This window comes from Vibrio qinghaiensis (assembly GCF_002257545.1).
GTDB lineage: Bacteria > Pseudomonadota > Gammaproteobacteria > Enterobacterales > Vibrionaceae > Vibrio > Vibrio ordalii.
Window position 1 is genome coordinate 820,884 of sequence record NZ_CP022742.1, and the last position, 22,273, is coordinate 843,156.

The following is a 22,273-nucleotide window of genomic DNA, read 5'->3' on the forward strand; positions in this document are numbered from 1 at the left end:
CTAAAGTCGCCACGCGTTGGCAATCCCTCTTGAGCCGTTTGTTATGCAAATTCAATGAGATAAACTGAATTTACACGACCAAAAGCCACCATTGCAATGGTTGAGTGATTCAAGAATCAACCCAAGCCAGAGCCGTGATAAATGAGCCGCCAAAACAAAGTCCACCTTTCAGCAACAAACCAAGCTTTTGAATCAGGAAAACTCAACGAGCGAAACCTTCAGCAAGTGCAAAATGCTCGATAAACTTGCCCTTTCCACACTTTGCGCCCACTGAATTTACAACGCGCCAGCGCTAAAACTGATTGAGGCAAACAAAGAACCTTGCCTGTTTTACGGTTTAAGTTAACCACGAATTTGAGGGTAAAAAAGCTCATTTGCCGACAACACCAAACGAATGGCCGGAGAAATCCTAAAAGATTGAACCCCTAAATTTACCTGAGTTGCATAACGCCCGGCTAAGGGGTTGACAACGCACCGCCGAACTCAAAAAACACACCGTAAACACTGAACTGCAATTTTGCACTAAAGTCGCCAGGCGTTGGCAATCCCTCTTGAGCCGTTTGTTATGCAAATTCAATGAGATAAATTAACTTTACACGACCAAAAACCACAATTGCAATGGTTGAGTGATTCAAGAACCAACCCAAACCAGAGCCATGATAAATAAGCCACCAAAACAAAGTCCACCTTTCAACAACCAACCAAGCTTTTGAAGGAAACAAACCCTACAAGCAAGACTTTCAGCAAGTGCAAAATGCTCGATTAACTTGCCCTTTCCACACTTTGCGCCCGCTAAATTCACAACGCGCCAACGCTAAAAATGATTGAGGCAAACAAAGAACCTTGCCTGTTTTACGGTTTGAGTGAACCACGAATCTGAGGGTAAAAGTGCTCATTTGCCGACAACACAAAACGAATGGCCGGAGAAATCTAAAAAGATTGAACCCCTAAATTTACCTGAGTTGCATAACGCCCGCTTAAGGGGCAGCCAACGCCACTACCAACTTACTGCATAACACCGTAACCACAAAAACCAACGCATAGTAAAAATGCCGCGCGTTGGCTGTCCCTCTTGAAGCGTTTGTTATGCATTACAAACCACCGGCTAAATCTAGAAAGTTACCTGTGGAAAATGATGATTTTTCAGACGCTAACCAATAAATAGCCTCAGCAACTTCATCAGGCAAACCACCCCGTTGCATTGGGATTTTATTTTTGAGTCGTTCTATACGGTCAGGCTCTCCACCGTCAGCGTGCATATCGGTATAAATCAATCCTGGGCGAACACAGTTAACTCTGATACCTTCCGCGGCAACTTCCAACGACAGACCTTTTGTTAACGTGTCAATTGCACCCTTTGACGCTGCATAATCGATGTATTCATTCGGTGAACCTGTTCGAGCGGCTCCCGAAGAAACATTAACTATGACACCACCGAGACCACCATGACGAGTTGACATTCGTTTCACTACTTCACGACAACACAAGAAATAACCTGTCACATTGTTTATGAGAATTGAGTTAATCCTCTCTGCACTCATTTCGTCTAAGCGCATCTGCTTCTTTAAGATACCAGCATTGTTGACAAGAACAGAAACAACACCAAGCTCTTGGTCAACGGTTTCAAACAGTTTAACAACATCACCTTCTTTGGAAACGTCAGCTTGAACCGCAATACAATGACCACCTAACGCTTTGATTTCTTCAACGAGAGTATTAGCAGCCTCAGCATTAGATTTGTAATTTATGCATACGGAAAAACCGTTTTGAGCAAAAAGCTTTGCTGTCGCCGCACCAATCCCTCGGCTACCGCCAGTAATAACAACTACTTTTTGAACGCTCATTATTCATCCTTTTAACGCTGAATTTGATGTAATGCATAACGCTATCTATATAACAAAATGCGACCTAATTTACCACGCTACCGCCACTTATCATGAACTTTGATAATTAGAAATCTATCATATAAATCTTTTTAATCAGATTGTTAGTTGAAAAAAAATTGCGTCGGACATCACATTAGACGACTTTATGTATCTTAGTTTGTTGACTAAACCAAAAACAATAATACTGTATATAAAAACAGTCCATTTATTGGGGGAAAAATGAAATCACAATTCATTTTAAGCGTTAAAGAATATATGCAAGCACGACACTATGCAAAGAAAACTATAGAGGCATATTTGCATTGGATAACACGATTCATCTACTTCCATAACAAAACACATCCAATGAGAATGGGTAGTAAAGAAGTTGAGATGTTTTTAACTGACTTAGCTGTTAATGGGAAAGTAGCCGCGAAAACACAAGCGTTAGCGCTTAACTCTCTCCATTTTCTGTACCGTGAAATCATTAAAGAACCGCTATCAATTAGCATGAATTTCAAGAAATCTCAACTTGCTCAGAAATTACCAGTAGTGATGACAAGAACTGAAATTAAGCGGTTTTTAGAACATATTGAGCCACGATATCAATTGCAAATTATGCTCTTATACGGATCAGGGCTGCGGCTGATGGAATGTGTCAGACTCCGAATACAGGATATTGATTTAGATTATGGTGCGGTTCGGGTATGGCAAGGAAAAGGAGGAAAAAACCGCACCGTCACACTTGCTAAGGAGCTTTATCCACAACTAGCTGAGCAACAAGCATTAGCTAAGCGTTACTATGATAAGGATATGCAAACCAAAGGTTATGGAGGAGTCTGGTTACCCAATGCGTTGCGAGAAAAATATCCTTCAGCTCCTTATGAGTTTAATTGGCACTACTTGTTTCCATCTAATTTACTTACCTTAGATGAGAATAGTGGATTGAAACGAAGGCACCATATTAATGAGTCGGCATTGCAGCGAGCAGTTCGGAAAACCGCTCATGATGCTGAGATACAAAAATCAGTTTCATGCCATACGCTAAGGCATAGCTTTGCGACACACTTGCTAGAAGCGGGAGCGGACATCAGAACAGTACAAGAACAATTAGGACATAGTGATGTAAAAACCACTCAGATTTACACTCACGTACTGGATAGAGGCGCTAGCGGTGTATTAAGCCCATTGTCGCGCTTATAAATAAGCGCAATAAAAAAGGAGAGCATACTTGCCCTCCTTTTTTCTTTAAACCTTCACTGCTAAATTAAAGAGCAGTTTTTGCTTTTTCAACAAGCACTGCAAATGCAGCTTTGTCGAATACCGCGATATCAGCAAGGATCTTACGATCGATCTCGATAGATGCTTTCTTAAGACCGTTAATGAAACGGCTGTAAGATAGACCATTTTGGCGAGATGCTGCGTTAATACGCGCAATCCATAGCTGACGGAACTGACGCTTTTTAGTGCGACGGTCACGGTAAGCGTATTGACCAGCTTTGGTTACAGCTTGGAAAGCTACGCGGTAAACACGTGAACGTGCTCCGTAGTAACCTTTAGCTTGTTTTAGAACTTTCTTATGACGTGCACGAGCTTGTACACCACGTTTTACGCGAGGCATTATGCTTCTCCTAAACTAAACGATAAATAAACTAAAAAGAATTAAGCGTATGGCAACATGCGCATAACACCAGCCACTTCACATTTTGGAAGGATTGAGTTAGGGCGTAGTTGACGCTTGTTCTTAGTAGTACGCTTAGTCAGGATATGACGTTTTGTAGCGTGCTTAAATTTAATACCGCCAGCAGTTTTCTTAAAACGCTTAGCTGCACCTTTGTTGGTTTTCATCTTAGGCATGATGAATAACTCCGCATTGTAGTAGTTTAAATAACATGTAATTAGGGCGAATAACACCCCACCGTCTTTCAACGGCGAGGTATCATTACTTGTAAGCCGTTAATTACTTCTTTTTAGGGGCAAGCATCATGATCATCTGGCGTGCTTCAATTCGACTCGGGAAAGACTCAACTACTGCAATTTCAGCAGTATCCTCTTTCAAACGATGAAGAACATCGACACCGATGTCTTGGTGCGCCATCTCACGGCCACGGAAGCGAATAGTAACTTTCACTTTGTTGCCTTCTTCTAGGAAACGGGTCAGGTTGCGTAGTTTTACCTGATAGTCTCCAATATCAGTCCCAGGACGGAATTTAATTTCCTTAATCTGGATCTGTTTTTGCTTCTTCTTCTGCTCTTTAGCAGTCTTGCTCTTTTCAAAGAGGAACTTGCCATAGTCCATCACACGACAAACTGGTGGCTCGGCGTTAGGGCTGATCTCTACAAGATCCATACCAGCTTCTACAGCAGCTTCTAATGCTTCGTTGATTGATACAACACCAACGGATTCACCATCTGCGCCAGTTAAACGAACTTCACGAACGCCACGAATTTCACCGTTTAAACGGTGCTGGTTTGGTTTGGCCGGCTGTTGGCCACGTCTTCCGCCTTTAATAGTTTATTCCTCCAGATTGAGCTTACGGCTAGAAACTTCGGCTTGGATATACGCAATAAAGTCATCCAATTTAAATTTACCTAAGTCCTTGCCCCTGCGGGTACGTACTGCGATCTCTCCGGCTTCCATCTCTTGGTCACCACAAACAAGCATATACGGTACACGCTTTAAAGTGTGTTCGCGGATTTTAAAGCCAATCTTCTCATTTCTCAAGTCTGCTTTGGCTCTAATTCCACATTTTTGTAGTTTTTGTGCTACTTCCTGAGCGTAAACTGACTGTTTATCAGTAATGTTCATAATTACCGCTTGTTCTGGCGCTAACCACGTAGGGAAGAAACCTGCATACTCTTCGATAAGGATACCGATAAAGCGCTCAAGTGAACCCAAAATTGCACGGTGAATCATAACCGGAACAAGACGCTCGTTACTTTCGCCAACATATGTCGCGCCTAGACGAGCAGGTAAATTGAAATCCAGCTGCACTGTACCACATTGCCACGCACGATCTAAGCAATCATGCAAAGTAAATTCAATTTTAGGGCCGTAGAATGCGCCTTCACCTTCTTGAATTTCAAATGGAATATCCATTGCCTGCAGTGAAAGCTTTAATGCTTCTTCCGATTTATCCCAAATTTCATCACTACCAACACGTTTTTCTGGGCGTGTAGACAGTTTAACCACGATGTTATCAAAACCGAACGTCGTGTAGGTGTCATAGACCATCTTGATACAAGATGTCACTTCTTGTTGAATTTGATCTTCGGTACAGAAAATATGGGCGTCATCTTGAGTAAAGCCACGAACACGCATAATACCATGTAATGAACCTGATGGTTCATTGCGGTGGCAAGATCCAAACTCAGCCATACGCAATGGCAGATCACGGTATGATTTCAAACCTTGATTAAATATTTGAACGTGGCCTGGGCAGTTCATCGGTTTAATTGCATATTCACGGTTTTCAGATGACGTAGTGAACATGGCATCCGCATATTTATCCCAGTGACCAGAACGCTCCCATAGAACTCTGTCCATCATTAATGGACCTTTTACTTCTTGGTAGTCGTACTCACTGAGTTTTTGGCGAATGAACACTTCAAGATCACGGAATATAGACCAACCGTTATGGTGCCAGAATACCATCCCTGGAGCTTCTTGCTGCATATGGAATAGATCGAGTTGCTTACCAATTTTACGATGGTCACGTTTAGCCGCTTCTTCTAAACGCGTTAAATGGGCTTGAAGTGCTTTCTTGTCATGGAATGCCGTACCATAGATGCGCTGTAGCATCTTGTTATCACTGTTACCACGCCAGTACGCGCCAGCAATGCTAAGCAGGGTAAAGTGTTGGCAGAAGCTCATGTTAGGTACGTGAGGGCCACGACACATGTCAATGTATTCTTCATGATGGTATAGACCCGGTCTGTCATCACGAGCCACATTCTGATCCAAGATTTCCATCTTGTATGTTTCACCGCGAGCTTCAAAAGCATCACGGGCTTCCTGCCAACTGACTTTCTTTTTGACAACTTGATATTTTGTCTTGGCAAGCTCTTTCATGCGCTTTTCGATTTGCTCTAAATCATCTTGCGTGAGTGATTGCTCAAGATCGATATCATAGTAGAAGCCGCTGTCGATCGTCGGACCAATCGCCATTTTGGCTTGTGGATAAAGTTGCTTTAATGCATGGCCAAGTAAGTGCGCACAAGAGTGGCGTACGATCTCTAAACCATCAACTTCATCTTTTGTCGTTATAATTTCAAGGCTAGCATCATTTTCGATAAGATCGCACGCATCGACGCGCACACCATCGACACGACCTGCGATCGTTGCTTTTGCAAGACCAGGGCCGATAGAAGCTGCAACTTCCATTGTCGATACAGGGTGTTCAAAATGACGTTGACTGCCGTCAGGAAGAGTAATAATAGGCATGTATAATCCTTACAGTGGTGTTGCATACCAAGCAACACGTGTTGAGTTTGATTGAAAATAACCCATCGAAGCTCACTCGGTAACACGAATACCGGAACTTCAATGAAGCGAAGATTTTAACTAGCTCACGCTAGAAATGCAAAGATCGAATTATGTAAATCAAAAGAAAAAGCCCATGATAAATATCACGGGCTTTGGAGTTTCAATAATTGATTATGCTTCAGCGCGACGAGGACGGCTTAGCGTACCCGCATTAGCATTAGCATTAGCATTACCGTGACCACGTTCACCACGGAAGTTACCACGATGATCGCCACCACGGTTGCGGTCAAAACGACGCTCACCATCACGACCAGTCGCCGCTGCACCGTCACGGTTGCCACGGAAGCCACCTTCACGGCCACCACGACCTGCACCAGCAGCAGGAGCACCGCCTTCACGATTACGGAAGCCACCGTTTCCGCCTTCACGGCGGGCACCACCACCGTTACCACCTTCACGACGACCACGAGACTCGCGGAAGTCATCAAAGTCACATACAACGGCACCGACTTCTTTTTGGCGAATACGCAGTTTACGCAATTTGCCTTCAACATCTGAAGACATTGATTTAGGAAGCTGTACGAATGTATGGCCTTGAGCAAGTTTAATTGCACCAATTGAACCTTTGGTTAAACCAAGTTCATTAGCTAAAGCACCAACGATGTCTTTCACTTGCACGCCTTGCTCACGGCCGACTTGTAACTGATAAGTATCCCAGTCATTGCTCGCAGTACCATACTCGCGGCGACCTTCGCGTCCATCACGGCTATCGCGACCGCCTTCACGGCGTTCACCACGCTCACTACCCTCTTTACGATCACGGCGACGTGATTTTTCACGCTCGATCGCGTCGACCATTGGATCTGGGCCGACATAGAAGAGTGGACGATTGCCTTGTTGGCGCTTCAGTAAAATGGCCGCCAGTGTTGTGGCATCAATCTCTAGGCTTTGTTGAAGTTTTTCAATGAGCTCAACAAATTTGTCTAAAGCAGTATGACCTTTGTCAGCTTCTAGCTCTGCACCCAGTTTGATGAGGCGAGCTTCAGCAACTTTGTCACGCATTGGAAGTTGAATCTCTTCCATTTGAGAACGAGTTACACGCTCAATCGTACGCAACATACGAATTTGGTTCGTGCGAACTAGAAGGATCGCTTTACCTTTGCGTCCAGCGCGGCCAGTACGGCCAATACGGTGGATGTATGATTCTACATCGAATGGGATATCATAGTTGAACACGTGTGTAATACGTGGAACATCAAGACCACGAGCAACAACGTCTGTCGCAACAAGAATGTCGATTACACCCTGTTTGATATGATCAACCGTGCGCTCACGCAGTGATTGCGGAATATCACCATGAAGTGCTGCCGCTTTAAAGCCACGAGATAATAACCAATCAGCTAAACGCTCGGTGTCTTGACGAGTACGTACAAAGACGATTGACGCATCGGTTTCTTCTGTTTCAAGAAGACGAGCCATCGCTTCATCTTTTTCAACACCTTTAACAACCCAATATTGCTGCTCTACTTTCGCAACAGTTTGGTTTGAACCTGCTACGTCAACACGAGCTGGATCACGTAGGTAACGGTCAACAATCGTCTTCACCATAGGAGGCATAGTCGCAGAGAACAGCACGCGTTGAGCGGTGCCAGGTGCTTGTTCCATGATCCAAGTTACGTCATCAACGAAGCCCATTTTGAGCATTTCATCCGCTTCATCAAGAACGAAGGTATGACATTCGTCTAAATGAAGGCGATCACGAGTGATCAAGTCTTTTACACGACCAGGTGTGCCAACCACAATATGAGCACCATTTTTCAAAGCGCGCATTTGGTCAACAATAGAAGCACCGCCATAGATCTCAAGTACTTTAAGGCCTTGAATCTTTTGGCCAAGGTTTTTGATTTCTGCCGCAACTTGGATAGCAAGTTCACGAGTTGGTGCCATCACGATCGCTTGTGGTTTGTGTTGAGAAAGGTTTAATTTATTCAGTAGAGGTAGAGAAAACGCAGCCGTTTTGCCTGTACCTGTTTGTGCTTTACCTAGCGCATCTCTTCCTTCAAGAAGAAATGGAATAGCAGCAGCTTGGATAGGAGTTGGAGAAACGAAACCCATTTCATTTAGAGCAGAAAGGATTGATTCGTTTAGGGCTAATTCACTAAATTGAATTACAGAGTCTTGCATGGAGATCCCACTAGATTAATTAACAAAAGGTCCCACGTGCTCTACCAATTCCAATACCGATCCATTAAAAAGAGCTGAGTTCCGTTCAGATGCGGATAAGTCTTAAAACGCATCAAGCCGCTAGGGACATATAAGGGACGCGGATTATTCCCTAAAAGCATAAAAAAAGCCAGTAAAAATTGAATTACATCACAAAAATTCGTCATAAATGACCATTAAGCTTATTAATTCACCCAAAACGAACACAGAAGCTGCATTTACAGCGCACTGTTAAAGCAGACTAGCAAAAATAACGCTTTCGGTAGTAATCATCCCGCTCAATGATTATAGTGTGCCCAATCGCATTTGTTAGAAAAAGAAACATGTTTCAAGATAATCCGCTCCTTGCTCAACTCAAGCAACAAATCCAAGAGAACTTGCCTAAAAAAGAAGGCACGATAAAAGCCACTGAAAAAGGCTTCGGCTTTTTAGAAGTTGACAGTAAAAACAGCTTCTTTATTCCGCCTCCGTACATGAAGAAATGCCTACACGGAGATAAAGTGGTGGCCATCATTCGCACCGAGAATGAGAAAGAAGTGGCTGAGCCTCAAGAGCTGCTTGAGCCTTCATTAACTCGCTTCATTGGCCGTGTAAAGCTGTACAAAGGTAAGCTGAATGTCACGCCCGATAACCCGCAACTAAAAAGGCAATCGCTGAAAGCCAAGGTGCAAAAAGGATTAAATCCTGAACATTTCTCTGAAGGCGATTGGGTCGTTGCACAACTTGTTAATCATCCACTTAAAGACGATAGCGGTTTTATGGTTGAAATCACCCATAAAATTACGGATGCCAACGATAAAATTGCGCCTTGGTGGGTTACTTTAGCTGAAAATGACCTGCCTAACAGTGAGCCGGCAGGCATTGAACATTGGCAGCTAAAAGATGATGCTGCTCTACAACGCCTCGATATGACCCACCTTCCTTTCGTGACCATCGATGGGGCATCAACTAAAGATATGGATGATGCACTGTTCGCCCAAAGAACCGAAAACGGTGACTTCACATTAACCATTGCCATTGCAGACCCAACCGCATACATCACGCCAGATGACGAGATGGACAGTGTCGCGCGTGAACGGGGTTTCACTATTTATCTCCCTGGCCGCAATATCCCAATGTTGCCACGTGATTTAGCCGATGATTTGTGTTCGTTGATGGAAAATGAAGTTCGCCCTGCCCTTTGCTGTACCGTAACAGTGACTAAGGAAGGTGTGATTGGCGATGACATTACCTTTTTTGCGGCCAACATTAAATCGCACGCTCGATTGGTTTATGATCATGTATCAGATTGGTTAGAAACGGGCACTTCTGCCGATTGGCAACCAAGTGACCAAATCGCTTCCGTTGTGCGTGATTTGTATGATTTTTCATTAGCGCGCGCACAATGGCGCGAAACATACGCGGTCGTGTTTCCTGATCACCCTGATTATCGATTTGAACTGAGTGAAGACAACGACGTAGTGGCAATTCATGCGGATCTTCGCCGTAGTGCTAACCGTCTTGTTGAGGAAGCGATGATAACCGCGAATATCTGTGCGGGAAAAACGCTCAAAGCGCATTTTGGCCAAGGCGTGTTCAATACGCACGCGGGGTTCAAACCCGAAAAAATTGCCGATGTTGTCGAATTAGTCAACCCAACGGGTGAGCTTGAATACACTGCCGATAACTTAGCGACTCTAGAAGGCTTTGCCTCTTTACGTCGCTGGTTATGTAAGCAAGATACCCGCTATCTGGATAATCGTATCCGCAAGTATCAAGCTTACAGTGAAATAGGAAACCAACCTCTTCCGCATTACGCAATGGGTTTGGATATCTATGCCACTTGGACTTCTCCTATCCGTAAATATGGCGATATGATCAACCATCGTATGTTGAAAGCACATATTTTAAACAAAGAGCCCGTACAAACACCGGATGAAAGCGTTGGTGAAGAGTTGGCACTACACCGCAAACACCACAAAATGGCCGAGCGTAACGTAGGTGACTGGCTCTATGCTAGAACGCTAGTAAACGAACCTAGCAAAGGCACCCGTTTTACGGCTGAAATCTTTGATATCAATCGCGCTGGCATGCGCGTACGTCTTTTGGAAAATGGCGCTGCCGCATTCATTCCTGGCTCTTTAATCTTAGACAACAAAGAACGTATTGAATGTAATGCGGAAAGTGGAACGCTGCTTGTCGATAAAGAAGTCGTCTTTATGCTCGGTGATACACTGGAAGTCGTGCTCGCAGATGTGAATATGGAAAACCGCAGTCTGATTGCAAAACCGACTCAGGTTTTCGAACCGTTACCTATGCCTTCAGAAGCTAACACCACTATCCAAGGGGAGTGATTTTAGCGACATAGACATTTCTATCAGGCATTCTTCGGAGTGCCTTTTTATTGCTTATTGATCACCAAAAGTAAGATTTAGGATCTTTTTCAATTTCGCGGATCAACGCCGTCAAATCCGTTGTTTTAGAGAGAAAAGGATACGGCAACCAATCTTCAATTTCTTTATCGGGATCCGTATTGGGAATATACAGCGCCCATTTAGCGTCTTCCCAAATCACTTTCGCCACGATACTTGAATAGTCGCAATGCGTTGAATCTAATTTGTAATGGTGTTTGATGAAGTGCACACCGTTAACGATCGGCTCAAAACAGGATTTGCCTAATTCAACAGACACACTTTGGTTACGATTATGGCAAACAAGCTCTGCTCTTCGTTCTAGTTGACGTTGCAAGAAATTCACTACCGCCATTTTACCCTCGCTCAGGCGTTACTTACTGACATCACGACTATAGCGGACTTCCTCTCTCTTCGATATGAAAAGCCTTAAGTAGCAAGTTATTGAGTAGTATATCAATCGACCAAAGCACGAAAGTTTGAAGGCTTCAAAGTAAGAGCAGGTATTGAAAATACGATTACATTGAAAATAAAATAGGCAAAGGAGAGACTGCTCTCCTTTTTATGGCTTTAAAAATGGAGTTGGATGACGGAAACCACGACACAACCTGGGCGACGAATACCTTCAATCTCCACTTTAATTTCTCTCTCGATCTCCAAACCTTTTTTGATTGGTGTAACTTTCAATAGAGTACTAATGGCTCTTACTCGGTTTCCTGATTTCACTGGATACGGAAAACGAACTTCATTTAAACCGATATTCACCACCATTTTTGCGGTCGGAAATATTGGTTTGTCAGGATCAACGCTATCCGTCAATTTAGGTAACAAGGCCAAGGTCAAAAAGCCGTGCGCAATTGTGGTCCTAAATGGAGAATCAACTTCTGCTTTTTGAGGGTCGGTATGAATCCACTGCATATCCTCAGTTACTTGACCAAACTGGTTAATGCGCTCTTGATCAACCACCAGCCATTTACCCGTATGAATGACTTCACCAATCTGAGTCTGGAGCTGTTTATACAGACGTTGCGCTTCAGGTTTGAGTACCAAGGGTTCGGCAATAGGAGCATCTTCATTCACCGCTGGTTGGTGAAAATCTCTAACCCAAGAAAACAACTGGCGACTGTTTGTTTTATGCAGAAGCTCGCCCCAGTACTCACGTACTGAAGGTGATACCCACTGCATAAGCTCAGAGGAGTACTTGTTCATTGAATCGCCACGATGCTTAAAAAGATTCTCGACTTTCATCTAAACCTCGGTGATTAGTTAGAATGCCCTTGGATTGGTGTAATTTTGAAGTACTTCACACTTAGCTGCAAACACTTTCGAGCGTACAACCGTTCCCCGAAAGGCACAAATTACATATAAATCAATTAAATAAAAATAAAACACCATTTTATTAGATAACTAGGTTATAGAGTATATAGCTCATAAAATCAAGGGAGGCGGTAAAAAACGGCGCTTTACTGTAACTGAAAACGTTATTGCGGTTAGCCGAACCGAGTCGATGACTCAACTTATTGCTTTACAATATTATGGTGGCTATCTATTATGCGCACCACACGGAGAGATGGCTGAGTGGTTTAAAGCACCGGTCTTGAAAACCGGCGATGGTTAATAGCTATCCTAGGGTTCAAATCCCTATCTCTCCGCCAAATATCAAGAAAAAGCCTTTGATAATCAAAGGCTTTTTCTATTTATAGCATTTAACACTTTAGATGGTTAAAAACTCATGTGTCTGGAAGATGCAATCATATTTGGTCATCGACTCTCCCTCAATACATCAAGAACGAATCACACGAATACCGGTAGGTAAGACATAGCCCGCGCACTATGCGTTTCAATCAACCGTAGAAGAAACCGAAGCCAGCAAATCTGTTGGGTTAGGCCAAGCGTAAACCCACTCTTTAATATCTTGCCCACAGGGAGACCGCCATAAACGCTCTCCTTTAGGTCGACCAGCTAAGTAGTCATAAAATTCGATGGCTTGCTTATTGTCTGCCATCACTTCCAAATATACACCGCTATTAGGGAAATACTGCTCAAACCATGCCGCCATCTCTTGGATCAACTTACGGCCAATCCCCCTTCCTCGATAATTTTCATCAATGTGCAGAGACTCGATAATGCTACCTTTGTCAAAATCGTGGTTACCAAAGGCGCAGATAAACCCACACAGCAACCCTCCCTCTTCAATCAATAGGACATGTTGATTAAATGGTGGATTGATTAAGCGAGTTTGCCAAATCAGTAAACGATCTTCTAGAACGTCGTCATCAAGGTACTCTTTGCCTAATATGCCTTGGTAGTGGGTTCGCCAACTTTGGGCGTGGAGCTGAGCAATCCTTTCAAAATCACAATATTCCGCTACTTTTATTTCCATATTCTAGTCCTTCTTACTTCCTGTAAGGATTAACATCGCCTTTCATACTATTAGGTTCAAATAGAAAAGCAAAATATACTGTTCACAATCCTCAAAATAGCCATCAAACCTCTTTAACTTACAGTTGTTCGCTGATATTCTAGCGAACAACTGTAAGCTCAAGGAGTTTCAATCATGGAAACGATATCAAAACCACCACTTATCTGGATAAACATTATTATTTTTAGTTTCAGTTTAGGCTTGGCAACGATTGTCGCCCCTTTGTATGGCTGGCAATTTGGTTATGGTATGGCACATTGGCTTTGGTTAGTGATTTGTTTTTCCTTTTGTAACCTTTCCATAACCGCGGGATACCACCGATTATGGTCACATAAAGCCTATGAAGCTCACTGGACATTAAGGTTATTGTTTGCATTAGGCGGGGCGTTCGCACTGCAAAACAGCGCGCTACATTGGTCTTCTGATCACCGAGTTCATCACAAGCATGTAGATAATAATGACAAAGATCCTTATTCAGCGAAACGTGGGTTCTGGTTTTCACACATAGGTTGGATGCTGCGTCACTACAATAAAACCACGTACGATGACTACTCCAACTGCCGTGACCTGCAAAAAGATAAGATCGTCATGTGGCAGCATAAATATTATGTGCCTTTGGCACTCGCAATAAACTTGGGCGTTCCTCTGCTCCTTGGTTTTATTTATCACGATATACTGGGCATGTTACTGATCGTGGGTGCGCTGCGTTTAGTGCTCAATCATCACACGACATTTTTCATCAATTCACTGGCCCATATATGGGGTAGCCAGCCTTATACTGATAAAAATACAGCCCGCGATAACGGTATTTTGGCTTTCTTCACTTTTGGAGAGGGTTACCACAATTATCACCATGTTTTTGAAAATGATTACCGAAATGGGATTTATTGGTGGCAATACGACCCCACAAAATGGCTGATCAAGCTGTGTGCGTGGCTTGGCTTAGCACATAAACTGCGTGTTTCTCCTCCGTTCAGGGTCGAAAAAGCAAAAGCGTTAATGGCATTAAGTCACGCGCAAAAACAGATCGCCGCGTTGCCCAATCAGCAACTCGTTATGGCCAGCATACAGCGTGAATTTGACACTTTAGTCATACAGTTACAAGAGTATTATGAATTAAAGAAACAGCTAATCGAAAGTAAGAAAAGTACTATGATTCGCCGATATGAGCACTCCCTATTGGTGCTGCGTTATCTGCAAGTAAAGCATCAATTAGCACTACAAAAGTCCAATTGGCAGCTCATTGTCCGTCAATACTCCTAAATTCATACTTTGCGTGTTCAGTGAAGCCATGGCTTAAGTGGCTTCATTTTTCCTAGCTTAAATTATTCCCCCCTCTAACAGAACTTCTAGCCACATATTTGCTAAATGAATAGTTAGAACGACCAAAACATATTCAAAGTTAAAGTGTTTTCAACTAGCTTATCAATTGATAATTTTATTGTTTTAGATCATCTAAAGCTCAACTTGCTCTCGTGCTACAGTACTCTTTTCGGTAAATTCCTTGTCATAAATTGATACACGTTTTTTCAATATTGTTAATAATTTCAGGAGACTTAAATGCTAGAGCTTTTAATTGGCTTAGTAGTAACAATAGCAGTGGGTTATTTCATTGTGAAAGGTTACAAGCCAGCCGGTGTGCTACTCACCGCAGGTATCGTTTTGCTGCTATTAACCGGCGCACTTGGCTATTCAGTACTGCCAGCTAAAGTACCCTCAACCGGTAACACAGTAACAGATGCACTCGAATTCGTGAAATACATGCTACGTTACAGTGGTGGCGGTTTAGGCATGCAAATTATGTTGCTGTGTGGTTTTGCTTCGTACATGACACACATCGGCGCCAACAATGTGGTTGTAAAACAGTTTTCTAAACCTCTTTCGGTTATTACATCCCCTTATATCTTGCTGGTTGCGGCTTACATTGTGGCGTGTTTGATGTCTTTAGCGGTGAGCTCAGCAACGGGTCTTGGCGTGCTGTTAATGGCCACTTTATTTCCGATGATGGTAGCGATGGGGATCTCTCGCCCGGCCGCGGTTGCGGTGTGTGCATCTCCTGCTGCGATCATCCTTTCCCCGACCTCCGGTGATGTGGTTATTGCGGCGGAAAAATCAGGCCTACCTTTACACGTTTTTGCTGTGGAAACGGTTCTTCCTGTTTCGATCTGCGCCATTATCGTCATGGCGATCGCGGCCTTCTTCTGGAACAAGTATCTCGATAAGAAAGACAATACACCGATGGAAAAAATCGATGTTTCTGCCATCGAAGTGAAAGCACCCGCTTACTATGCCGCTCTTCCATTCTTACCTATTGCGGGCGTATTTCTATTCAACGGAGAAACCATTAAAGGTCTGAGCATTGATATTTACACCATTGTGGTCGGATCCATCTTCATCGGTGCATTGGTTGACTTCGTGACGAAGCGTTTTAAAGGTAAAGAAACGTTAGAAGATCTAGAATCGTGCTACGCAGGCATGGCGGAAGCATTCAAAGGCGTGGTGATGTTATTGGTTGCTGCGGGCGTGTTCGCACAAGGTTTGATGTCGATTGGAGCGATTGATAACCTGCTTCATCTTGCAGAAACCGCAGGCGCAGGCGGCATAGCCTTGATGCTGATTTTGACAGGCCTTACCGTAGCAGCCGCTATTGCGACGGGTTCAGGCAACGCTCCGTTCTACGCCTTTGTTGAGTTAGCGCCATCGTTGGCGGCTAAATTGGGCGTGAATCCAGCCTTTCTCATTATCCCAATGCTGCAAGCCTCCAACCTTGGGCGTACCATTTCGCCAGTATCAGGCGTCGTTGTCGCAACGGCTGGTATGGGTCAAATCAGTCCATTTGAAGTGGTAAAGCGCACCTCCGTCCCTGTCATCCTTGGTTTGATCACTGTCATTATTGGTACAGTCATCCTCGTACCAATGACGGTATAATGACCACAAACAATCAGGGCGTCCAACCGGACGCCCTTTTTCAAACCGCTATTTCCAAATAGGTGTTATTTACTCTCGCTATAGCGCTCCAAGTATAAAATCGTTGCTGCCGTGCGCGATGGGACGCGTAGCTTCTTCAGTAAACTCTTCATGTGCACTTTTACTGTCGACTCAGAAATGAAGAGACGATCTGCAATTTGCTTATTCCGATACCCTTTCGCGACCTCTTTTAAAATCTGAGTTTCACGGTCGGTTAATGTTTCAAAAAGATCTTCATGCGTATGACGCTCGGCGAGGTACTGAGTAACAAACTCGCTGTACGCTTTTACACCCGTCGCGGCCTGTCTAAGCAGTTCCACCAGCTCATCTGGCTCAGTATCTTTAAGAAGGTAGCCATCAGCCCCCGCTTTCACCATAGCTTCAATATCGAGCGCACTGTCTGATACGGTTAAAATAACGATGGTAGCGGTTGATTCATCGGCACGAAGCGCTGTTAACGTATCGAGCCCTGACATGCCTTTCATATTCAAATCAAGCAGAATGAGATCCGGCTCGATGTCATGCGCCAAAGCAATGGCTTCACTGCCGTTACAAGCTTCAGCAACCACTTCAAAGTCATCTTCAAAGCTCAATAGCTGATTGATACCACGTCTCATCAAAGGGTGGTCATCTACCAGCATTACTCTACATCTTGTCAAAATTGGTATCCTTTGAACGTTTATATTTCAATATAACTTCACACCCAGCATTGAGTGCGGAGGTTACTGACACTGCGCCATGCAGCCGCGCCGCTCTTTCTTGCATAATGCTTAATCCATAATGATTGAGCTTAGCACGCTGTTGATCAAAGCCAATCCCGTCGTCTTTGACCGTCACCATCACCTGATCATCTAATTCATCACAGTTGACTTGAATGACATTAGCTTGAGCATGCTTGATGGCATTGGTGGTCGCTTCTCGGATTAACTGCAGTAAATGCACTTGTTGATGCGCATCTAAATCAATCGATGACAAATTATTCTTAAGCACAATTTCCGCTGTGGTTTGCTCGCCAAGTTCCTCTAGCATGCCCTTGAGTGCTTGACCAAAATTGCCTTCTTTAATCGTTAGCCTAAAGGTGGTTAACAACTCTCTTAACTGGGTGTAAGCGCCCGATAAACCTTGATCAATATCTAAAATGATTTGCTCTTTTCTCTCTACGCCCTGCGGGGTATCTGCTCGGCCAATCACGCGTTTTAGCAGTGATACTTGTATCTTCAGATACGAAAGCGATTGAGCTAACGAATCATGCAGTTCGCGGGCGATGGTGGCGCGCTCTTCCATCAAGATCAACTGCTCGGCTTGTTTCTGCGCTTGATTATAATAGATAGCGCGCGACAATATTTGCACGAAGTTATCAATCAAGGCGCTATTTGGACAAGGCAAGCTGTATTGCAGATACAAGTAACCCAGTTGCATCCCATCTAGGCTCAGCAAAAGCGGAGAGAGGGAGAGCCCATTACTCTCGCCTTCGGATAAGCGCGTACTTTTACCCGCGTCATCACCAATTTCTAGCTGAGCAAACGCAACGCCTTCAATGGTAACCAAGTGTTGCAAAATTGCTTGGAAATTATCTTGGCTAATGCGCGACGCGGTTAACTCTTGCAAGCAGTTGTACAACACTTGCAGTGCTTGGTTGGCATTTTGCAACTTATGGGTTTTCTCATTCACCGCTTGCTCCAAACCAAGATAAAGCTTACCAAGATCGGTGGCCATTTTATTAAACGTGCGGGTTAAGATCCCCATTTCGTTATGGCTGGTGACATTGAGCGATACATCAAATGAACGGTTTTGGATCTGCTCACTGGCGGTCACTAACGAGCGCAATGGCCCCACCACTTCCTTACGAATAAAATGCACCACAAACAATGAGATACACAGCACGCCACCCAACCCAATACCGCCAAACCAAGCCAGTTGGATCAGCTTTTGTTCTGAGAAGTGCTGCAACTTAAAGACAAAACGGTCGATTTGGCTGACAAATTTCGCTACCTCATCAAGGTAGCGCTCTTTGTTCTCGCTATTTAACAAGCTTTTCAGTTCGTGCCAGCGGATGATCAACTGATAATAATCTTTGGTGATGTCGTTTGGCACCGGCCAACGCTGTAATGCTTTCATTGATGGTGAATAAAGCGAACGTTCAAAAAGATAAATGTGAGATGAATAATCCACCGAGTCGCTTTGAATATCATGTGCCAATCGATAGCTTTGCATGCGCATTGAACCAGCCACGTTCACCGCTTCCGCATCATTGAGTGAGGAAGCGAGTGTGAAAATGGCGTACCCTGTGATGGCAACCGATAACAGTAAAATCGACACCATGGCTTTGGCAATGGTGCTGGTTACCGACTGTTTGGATCGTTTTTTCAAAGCATCTCTCCGTGAACTTCTCCTCGAGCATTGTATCTGATCGGACGCCGCTGTCGTTAAAGTCATTCAATATGTGATCACTCGCGCTTGAATTTATTGATCTAAAACAACATGCCTAGCCAATTACCTCCTTGGGGGTATTTATAGAAATAGGACAAAAACTACAATTTGTGTATGGATAAATGAAGATTTGTTAACAAATACAGGAATGCACTTTGGTTGATCTCTCGAAAAGGCGTTTTTTTTCTCGTAATCAGGTCGATGACACCATTGTCCGCTTGCCTTGGATTGCTCACCCGCTCTCCTTTTCAGATGAGTGCACTCGCTGCGGCCGCTGCCTAGACGCGTGCGAAACAAAGATCATCACCTTAGGTGATGGCGGCTTCCCAACCATAGATTTTCATATTGATGAGTGCACCTTTTGTTATCAGTGCGCGCAAAGCTGCCCAGAGCCGATTTTCGCACCGCGCTCAACACAACCGTGGCTAGCTAAAGCAGAGCTTGAAGAAAGCTGCTTGGCTAAGCGCAATGTGGAGTGTCGTAGCTGCGCTGAGTCATGTGAAGTCAGCGCTATAACGTTCAATTTAGTGATCGGAAAAGTGGCGCAACCGAATGTCGAACTTGATGCCTGCAACGGATGTGGCGCGTGCGTTTCCATCTGTCCAACCTCAGCCATCAGTGTGAGCAATATTAATAATAATGAGAGATAAACATGTCACTCAATGAAGTACATATTTCAAGTTTGATCGTTCACGTCGTGCCTGAACATTTAGCGGCGCTCAAAGCGACAATCGAATCGTTTGAGAACGCCGAAGTGTATGGCCAAAGCAACGAAGGGAAAATGATCGTCGTTTTGGAAACGGAAAATCAAGGCTTCGTTACTGACACCATCGATGCAATTAACAACTTACCACATGTTCTCAGCACCGCTTTGGTTTATCACCAAATAGAAAGTGGGCTGGATGACACGGATACCAACTCTGGAACACAACATTCCCACATTGAGGGTGACGTATGAAAATGACAAGACGCGCGTTTGTGAAAGCAAACGCAGCCGCATCCGCAGCCGCTATCGCTGGTATTACTCTACCCGCCAGCGCAACGAACTTGATTGCCAGCTCAGACCAAACAAAAATCACCTGGGATAAAGCACCTTGTCGTTTCTGCGGTACGGGTTGTTCAGTATTAATCGGTACCCAAAATGGCAAAGTGGTTGCCACGCAAGGTGACCCCGAATCCCCCGTCAACAAGGGGTTGAACTGCATTAAAGGCTACTTCCTCTCAAAAATCATGTATGGCAAAGATCGCTTAACACAGCCACTGCTGCGCATGAAAGATGGCCAATATCATAAAGATGGAGAATTCACGCCAGTGTCGTGGGATCAGGCTTTCGATGTGATGGCTGAAAAGTGGAAACAAGCTCTAAAAGCGAAAGGGCCAACCAGTGTTGGCATGTTCGGTTCAGGCCAATGGACCGTGATGGAAGGTTACGCCGCCGTTAAACTAATGAAAGCGGGCTTTCGCTCTAATAACATTGATCCGAACGCTCGCCACTGCATGGCTTCAGCCGTTGTTGGATTTATGCGCACCTTTGGTATTGATGAACCGATGGGCTGCTATGATGATTTTGAACACGCTGATGCCTTTGTGCTTTGGGGTTCAAACATGGCTGAAATGCACCCGGTTCTTTGGACTCGTATTACCGATCGCCGTTTAAGTCACCCACACGTTAAAGTAAATGTCCTTTCGACTTATTATCATCGTTCGTTTGAGCTGGCCGACCACGGTTACATTTTCCACCCACAAAGTGACCTTGCCATCGCCAACTTCATCGCCAACTACATCATTCAAAACAATGCGGTGAACTGGGATTTCGTCAATAAACATACCCACTTCAAACAAGCGACTACCGATATTGGTTATGGCCTGCGTGACGAGCACCCACTGCAAGTTAAAGCGAAAAATGCCAACTCCGGTGATGTGACTGCGATTGACTTTGAAGCTTATAAAGCCTCGGTTGCACCTTATACGGTTGAAAAAGCCGCGCAAATGTCAGGCGTTGCCGAAGATAAACTGATCGCGCTGGCAAAACAGTACGCTGACCCTAACACCAAAGTGATGTCACTGTGGACTATGGGCATGAACCAACACACTCGCGGTGTTTGGATGCAAAGCTTGGTCTACAACCTGCACTTACTGACAGGCAAAATTGCCACACCTGGCAACAGTCCATTTTCATTAACAGGCCAGCCATCCGCTTGCGGCACAGCACGTGAAGTCGGAACCTTTTCTCATCGCTTGCCTGCGGACATGGTGGTGGCTAACCCCAAACATCGCGCGATTGCTGAAAAGACATGGAAGCTTCCGCAAGGCACCATTCCTGAAAAACCGGGCTTTCACGCCGTACAGCAAGACCGAATGCTCAAAGATGGCAAACTCAACGCTTACTGGGTGCAGTGTAATAACAACATGCAAGCAGGCCCGAATATTAACGAAGAACGTTTACCGGGTTATCGCAACCCAGAAAACTTTATCGTCGTGTCTGATCCGTATCCAACAGCCACAGCACAAGCGGCCGACTTAGTGCTCCCTACCGCAATGTGGGTAGAAAAAGAAGGCGCTTACGGCAATGCTGAACGCCGCACTCAAGCTTGGTATCAGCAAGTTGGCACGGTAGGCGAAGCAAAATCAGACTCATGGCAAGTGATGGAGTTCTCTAAACGCTTCAAAATGGAAGAAGTGTGGCCTGAAGAATTACTCGCCAAAGCGCCACAATATCGCGGTAAAACCCTGTTTGATGTGCTGTTCAGAAACGGACAGGTTGACCAATTCCCGCTTGAAGAAGCGCGTGAGCTGAACGATGACGCACATCACTTCGGTTTCTATGTACAAAAAGGGTTATTTGAAGAGTACGCCAGTTTCGGACGCGGTCACGGCCACGACTTAGCGCCTTATGACACATACCATAACGTTCGCGGCTTACGCTGGCCGGTTGTGGATGGCAAAGAAACGTTATGGCGCTTTAAAGAAGGCTCCGACCCTTATGCGAAAAAAGGATCTGATTGGGATTTCTACGGCAAACCGGATGGTAAAGCGTGGATCATCTCCGCTCCTTATGAAGCTCCGCCGGAATCACCTGATGCCGAATTTGATCTGTGGCTGTGTACGGGCCGCGTGTTAGAACACTGGCACACCGGCACTATGACGCGGCGCGTGCCTGAACTTTATAAAGCCGTACCCGATGCGCTCTGTTACATCCACCCAGATGACGCCAAAGCGCGTGGGTTACGACGTGGTGATGAAGTATTGATTTCCAACAAACGCGGCGAAGTTCGTGTTCGTGTGGAAACGCGCGGCCGAAATCGTCCACCGCATGGTTTGGTCTTTATCCCATTCTTTGATGCTCGCATTTTGATTAACAAGCTGATTTTAGATGCCACGGACCCACTGTCGAAGCAGACAGACTTCAAAAAATGTCCGGTAAAAATCACTAAAGTAGCGTAAGCCAGTTAATGAATGCATCGGCTGTCCTATGGGGAGCCGATCTCAG

The 22,273-nt window shown here is 44.6% G+C and carries 18 protein-coding genes and 1 tRNA gene; 8 read left to right on the forward strand and 11 right to left on the reverse strand.

The window, feature by feature from the left end; translation table 11 throughout:
• Positions 1-1,091: 1,091 nt before the first annotated feature.
• Positions 1,092-1,844 (reverse strand): SDR family oxidoreductase, encoded by a 753-nt coding sequence (locus CCZ37_RS17560; protein ID WP_094501500.1) that lies wholly within the window; start codon positions 1,842-1,844, stop codon positions 1,092-1,094.
• Between the two features lie 261 nt (positions 1,845-2,105).
• On the opposite strand from CCZ37_RS17560, the gene CCZ37_RS17565 reads away from it, so the two are divergent.
• Positions 2,106-3,068 carry an integron integrase gene (locus CCZ37_RS17565; RefSeq protein WP_094501745.1) on the forward strand — a complete coding sequence of 321 codons (963 nt, stop codon included), beginning with the start codon at positions 2,106-2,108 and terminating at the stop codon, positions 3,066-3,068.
• A 64-nt stretch (positions 3,069-3,132) separates the two neighbouring features.
• Here CCZ37_RS17565 and rplT read toward each other — a convergent pair whose 3' ends face one another.
• The 5 genes from rplT to CCZ37_RS17590 all read right to left on the reverse strand — a co-directional run bounded on the left by rplT (position 3,133) and on the right by CCZ37_RS17590 (position 8,535).
• Positions 3,133-3,486: a 50S ribosomal protein L20 gene (gene rplT, locus CCZ37_RS17570; protein ID WP_010319590.1), complete on the reverse strand. Its 354-nt coding sequence runs from the start codon at positions 3,484-3,486 to the stop codon at positions 3,133-3,135.
• Between the two features lie 41 nt (positions 3,487-3,527).
• Positions 3,528-3,722, reverse strand: a complete 195-nt coding sequence (rpmI, locus tag CCZ37_RS17575; protein ID WP_010319591.1) for a 50S ribosomal protein L35 — start codon at positions 3,720-3,722, stop codon at positions 3,528-3,530.
• Between the two features lie 103 nt (positions 3,723-3,825).
• A complete protein-coding gene (gene infC, locus CCZ37_RS17580; protein WP_080569453.1) occupies positions 3,826-4,377 on the reverse strand; it encodes a translation initiation factor IF-3 in 552 nt (183 codons plus the stop codon).
• A gap of 3 nt (positions 4,378-4,380) precedes the next feature.
• Positions 4,381-6,309, reverse strand: a complete 1,929-nt coding sequence (thrS, locus tag CCZ37_RS17585) for a threonine--tRNA ligase (RefSeq protein WP_010319593.1) — start codon at positions 6,307-6,309, stop codon at positions 4,381-4,383.
• 213 nt (positions 6,310-6,522) lie between these two features.
• Positions 6,523-8,535, reverse strand: coding sequence for a DEAD/DEAH box helicase (locus CCZ37_RS17590; protein WP_094501747.1), 2,013 nt, complete (start codon positions 8,533-8,535; stop codon positions 6,523-6,525).
• Positions 8,536-8,897: 362 nt separating this feature from the next.
• Between CCZ37_RS17590 and rnb the strand changes: the two genes are divergently transcribed.
• Positions 8,898-10,907, forward strand: a complete 2,010-nt coding sequence (gene rnb / locus CCZ37_RS17595; RefSeq protein ID WP_094501749.1) for an exoribonuclease II — start codon at positions 8,898-8,900, stop codon at positions 10,905-10,907.
• Positions 10,908-10,968: 61 nt separating this feature from the next.
• Here rnb and CCZ37_RS17600 read toward each other — a convergent pair whose 3' ends face one another.
• Together CCZ37_RS17600 and CCZ37_RS17605 are read right to left on the reverse strand one after the other, a co-directional pair.
• On the reverse strand, positions 10,969-11,319 hold the full coding sequence (locus CCZ37_RS17600) for a DUF3024 domain-containing protein (protein ID WP_010319596.1): 351 nt from the start codon (positions 11,317-11,319) through the stop codon (positions 10,969-10,971).
• Between the two features lie 215 nt (positions 11,320-11,534).
• Entirely contained in the window at positions 11,535-12,212 is a 678-nt protein-coding gene (locus tag CCZ37_RS17605; RefSeq protein WP_010319597.1) for a MaoC family dehydratase, read from the reverse strand.
• A gap of 316 nt (positions 12,213-12,528) precedes the next feature.
• Between CCZ37_RS17605 and CCZ37_RS17610 the strand changes: the two genes are divergently transcribed.
• A tRNA-Ser gene (locus CCZ37_RS17610) sits at positions 12,529-12,619 on the forward strand.
• A gap of 185 nt (positions 12,620-12,804) precedes the next feature.
• Here CCZ37_RS17610 and CCZ37_RS17615 read toward each other — a convergent pair.
• Positions 12,805-13,347, reverse strand: coding sequence for a GNAT family N-acetyltransferase (locus CCZ37_RS17615; protein ID WP_094501751.1), 543 nt, complete (start codon positions 13,345-13,347; stop codon positions 12,805-12,807).
• Between the two features lie 174 nt (positions 13,348-13,521).
• On the opposite strand from CCZ37_RS17615, the gene CCZ37_RS17620 reads away from it, so the two are divergent.
• Together CCZ37_RS17620 and dcuC are read left to right on the forward strand one after the other, a co-directional pair.
• Positions 13,522-14,649 (forward strand): acyl-CoA desaturase, encoded by a 1,128-nt coding sequence (locus CCZ37_RS17620; protein WP_094501753.1) that lies wholly within the window; start codon positions 13,522-13,524, stop codon positions 14,647-14,649.
• A 297-nt stretch (positions 14,650-14,946) separates the two neighbouring features.
• Positions 14,947-16,314: an anaerobic C4-dicarboxylate transporter DcuC gene (dcuC, locus tag CCZ37_RS17625; RefSeq protein WP_094501755.1), complete on the forward strand. Its 1,368-nt coding sequence runs from the start codon at positions 14,947-14,949 to the stop codon at positions 16,312-16,314.
• Positions 16,315-16,379: 65 nt separating this feature from the next.
• On the opposite strand, the gene CCZ37_RS17630 is transcribed toward dcuC, so the two are convergent.
• Both CCZ37_RS17630 and narQ read right to left on the reverse strand, forming a co-directional pair.
• Positions 16,380-17,012 (reverse strand): response regulator, encoded by a 633-nt coding sequence (locus CCZ37_RS17630; RefSeq protein WP_094501757.1) that lies wholly within the window; start codon positions 17,010-17,012, stop codon positions 16,380-16,382.
• Positions 16,999-18,723, reverse strand: a complete 1,725-nt coding sequence (narQ, locus tag CCZ37_RS17635) for a nitrate/nitrite two-component system sensor histidine kinase NarQ (RefSeq protein WP_094501759.1) — start codon at positions 18,721-18,723, stop codon at positions 16,999-17,001. The genes CCZ37_RS17630 and narQ overlap by 14 nt, the downstream gene beginning before the upstream one ends.
• A gap of 215 nt (positions 18,724-18,938) precedes the next feature.
• On the opposite strand from narQ, the gene napF reads away from it, so the two are divergent.
• The 3 genes from napF to napA are packed head-to-tail and all read left to right on the forward strand — an operon-like array spanning position 18,939 to position 22,227.
• Entirely contained in the window at positions 18,939-19,433 is a 495-nt protein-coding gene (gene napF, locus CCZ37_RS17640) for a ferredoxin-type protein NapF (protein WP_094501761.1), read from the forward strand.
• A 2-nt stretch (positions 19,434-19,435) separates the two neighbouring features.
• The gene (locus CCZ37_RS17645; protein WP_094501763.1) at positions 19,436-19,741 is read left to right on the forward strand and encodes a chaperone NapD; all 306 of its coding nucleotides are present in this window, start codon (positions 19,436-19,438) and stop codon (positions 19,739-19,741) included.
• Positions 19,738-22,227: a periplasmic nitrate reductase subunit alpha gene (gene napA, locus CCZ37_RS17650; protein WP_094501765.1), complete on the forward strand. Its 2,490-nt coding sequence runs from the start codon at positions 19,738-19,740 to the stop codon at positions 22,225-22,227. Before CCZ37_RS17645 ends, napA begins: the two co-directional genes overlap by 4 nt.
• Positions 22,228-22,273: the final 46 nt, after the last annotated feature.